Source organism: Pseudomonas sp. NMI760_13, from assembly GCF_021283245.1.
Taxonomy (GTDB): domain Bacteria; phylum Pseudomonadota; class Gammaproteobacteria; order Pseudomonadales; family Pseudomonadaceae; genus Aquipseudomonas; species Aquipseudomonas peradeniyensis.
The window spans coordinates 1-3,126 of sequence record NZ_JAJSRC010000068.1; the positions used below are offsets into that span (position 1 = coordinate 1).

The 3,126-nt window shown below is 65.5% G+C and carries 3 protein-coding genes; 2 read left to right on the forward strand and 1 reads right to left on the reverse strand.

All coding sequences use genetic code 11. The annotated features are described in order from the left end of the window. Positions 1-332: 332 nt before the first annotated feature. Positions 333-1,814, reverse strand: coding sequence for a transposase (locus LU671_RS29115; RefSeq protein WP_205301408.1), 1,482 nt, complete (start codon positions 1,812-1,814; stop codon positions 333-335). A 209-nt stretch (positions 1,815-2,023) separates the two neighbouring features. On the opposite strand from LU671_RS29115, the gene rhuM reads away from it, so the two are divergent. After that, complete coding sequence (gene rhuM, locus LU671_RS29120; RefSeq protein WP_332875588.1) at positions 2,024-2,626, forward strand: RhuM family protein; 603 nt, start codon at positions 2,024-2,026, stop codon at positions 2,624-2,626. Next, entirely contained in the window at positions 2,538-3,122 is a 585-nt protein-coding gene (locus LU671_RS29125; protein WP_442964160.1) for a LysR substrate-binding domain-containing protein, read from the forward strand. The genes rhuM and LU671_RS29125 overlap by 89 nt, the downstream gene beginning before the upstream one ends. The last annotated feature ends 4 nt before the right edge of the window (positions 3,123-3,126 follow it).

Here is a 3,126-nt window from a genome sequence, read left to right on the forward strand (position 1 = left end):
TATCCGCGCGCCGGGCATTCCTGGCCGTGGTTCTGGGTTTTTGCGCAGCACACGCATTCGACCGATCCACGGAGCGGCGTATAGGAAGTTCAAACGCCCTTTTCGGGCAGTCTGCTGGGTAGGAAGCGGCCGCGCAAGCGCCGCTTTGGGCACAGATCGGGCACAGATCGGGGGTTCATGCGTGGGTTTTCGACATCGCGGGGCCACGCAGCGGCTCAGTGCGTAGCCATTTCTCACCGAATCCCGGCACAGGGCCGAGCGCAGCCCTGCGGGGTCGTGGCCGCATCGGATCGGACTCTGGCTTGGCTGCCGGCTGTGTGGCCGGCGCCTCATCACGCGGCGGGCGGCGGGGCGCGCGCTGCGGGCCGGTAGTGCGCTTGCTCCAGCGCGCCGTGCTTCTCGAAGTGGGCGAGGATGGCGCGGATGGCGGTGGGTTCCTCGATGCTGGCGACGATCCGCACCGCGCCGCCGCAGTGGGCGCAGGTGGTGATGTCGATGGAAAAGACCCGCTTGAGCCGTTGCGCCCAGCTCATCGCACGGCGCTTCTGCTCGGGGCTGCGCGGCTCGTCGTGGGCGCTGACGTCCACTGGCGCCGCATCGCCCGCAGGCCGCTTGCCGCGCCCCGAGGGCGTCAGCTGCGCACGCAGGTTTGCATTCGGGGCGAATACGCCGTGGAAGCGGGTGAGATGCGCGCGAGGTGGCGGGACCAGTGCCGCCAGCTTGGCGATGAAGTCCACCGCATCCCATTCGACATGCGTGGTCCCATTTCGCCACGGCGTCTTGAGCTGATACCGCACCCTACCCTGCGGTGAGATCGACAGCCGCTGCTCGCTGATCGCCGGGCGCGTGATGTAGCGGCACAGCTTTTCGAGCTTGTGGCTTTCGTGTGCTTCCGCGGCCACGCCGGCATGCAGCGAGAAGCCGCCGACCTTGCCGGCGTCGCCCTCCAGCGAGCCTGCGTCACCGGGCAATGTTTGCAGCGTGACGACCTTGCGGCCAGCGTCGCGACCGGTGGCGATGCGGTAGGTCATCGAACTCATCCGCAGCCCATCCATGCCGTCGTCGCTACCCGCGCTGTCGGACAGGAACACGGATTCGTCTTCGCCTTCGAGCCAGCCGCGGCGCGACAGGTGCCGGCACACGCGATGCGCGATGGTGTTGGCCAGTTCCGTCAGTTGCGCCGATGTGGGCGCACGGGTGCGGTGCAGGCGCGGCTTGCGCCGCGGACGCTCGGTGGTGTCCTCGTACACGCCGTCGAGCCACAGCATGTGGAAGTGAACATTCAGGTTCAGCGCGCTGCCGAAGCGCTGGATCAGGGTCACCACGCCGCATTGCGCCGTATCCCGCGGCACGCCGGCCTGATCGGCAAGCCAACCGGCGATCACACGATGCACGATGCCCAGCACCGGGCCGATCGCCTCAGGCTTGCTGGCGAACAGGAAGCGCAACGGGTACGGGAAACTCAGCACCCATTGCCGCACCGGCCGCGGGCCGAACACCTCGTCCACCAGATGCCGCGCCGACTCGGCCATGCGCCGTGCGCCGCAGCTCGGGCACAGCCCGCGCTTCTTGCAGGAATACGCCACCAGCCTCTCGGCACGACAGTGCTCGCAGACCACGCGCAGGAAGCCGTGCTCGAGCACGCCGCAGCGCAGGTAGGTCTCGAACTCCTCGCGCACATACTCGGGCAGCGGGCGGTCTTCGGCCTCAAGACGCGCGATGAAGTCCGTGTAGTGCGCCTGCACTAGCGCGTACAGCAGCGTGCGCTCGGGCAGGTGGCGCGCGTAACGCGCAGCGGCGTGGGCGGCCGGCAGTGGCGCGCACACCTCGGCCTGCCGCCGGGGTGCGGTCAGGCGCGGCACGCAGCGCTCCGTTGCAGGGACGGCTGCTCAGGGTTGCGCCCGCGAGCACGCGTTCATATCGGCGTTTTCTGATCTTCGCGTCAGACATTGCCGCGGGGCGGGTAGGAAGTCTCCCGCCTCGGACGCCAGAACGCACAAAGCCCGGCACGAGGCCGGGCTTTGTGGTCTTGCTTGATGGATCGCGGGACGATGAACGCCTGAAGAACCCTCCCGTGGCTAATTCAGCAGTGCCGGATCGCTTCAATGAATTGCTGGATCGCATCCGCGACATCCGTGCCAGCGAGCGCCGAATGTACCTGCGGGTACGCGAAATTTTTGCAATGGCGGCAGATTACTCACCGTCGTTGTCGGAAACCACCCAGTTTTTCCGTTTTATCCAGAATAAGCTGCACTTCGCCGTCACAGGAAAAACTGCCGCCGAACTGATCGCCGAGCGCGCTGACAGCAACCGTCCGAACATGGGCCTGACCACCTGGAAATCAGGCCGTGTGCAAAAGGCGGATATCACTGTAGCCAAGAACTATCTGCACGAACCCGAGATTGACGAGCTCAATCGCATCGTGACGATGTGGCTGGATTTTGCAGAAGATCAGGCACGTCGGGCCTTCGATACGCAATGCATTCCGCCAAATCGCAGACGCATCCAAGCGGATCGCAGCTCAGCGGGACTCCGGGCTGCTCACCGTCAGCACCACGCCCTTCTTCGCGTCGGCCTGGCTCGTTCCGCGGTTGTCATCCTTTCGAGAGATCCAACCCGACATTGATCTCCAGATCGTCACCAGCAACGCGCTCGTCGACTTCTCTCGTTCGGAAGTGGATGTCGCGATCCGGCACGGGCTGGGCCGCTATCCCGGGCTTCGCAGCGATCGTGTCGTCACCGTTGAGGTGGCAGCGGTGGCGACGCCTGGCCTGGTCGAGCGGCTGGGGCTTCCTGGCCGACCATCGGACCTCGCGCACTGGCCGCAGGTCCACGATGCCGAACGGAAGGGCTGGAGCCTGTGGTTTGAAACGCACGATGTGCCCGAGCGGATGGCAGCGCGCGGCCCGTCCTTCGATGACAGCGGGCTCCTGCTAAAGGCGATCCTTGCTGGCCAGGGTGCAGGACTTCTGCCGGCAGCTCTGGTTGAAGACGAACTGCGAGATGGCCGCTTGGTCCAATTGTCTCCTGCCGTGAATATGGAGGACTTTGCTAGGCATGATCTAACCCTCGGTCTCTGGCGTCGCGACTGCGAAATTTCGCGAGGGTTTCCGAGAAGGTGATTGC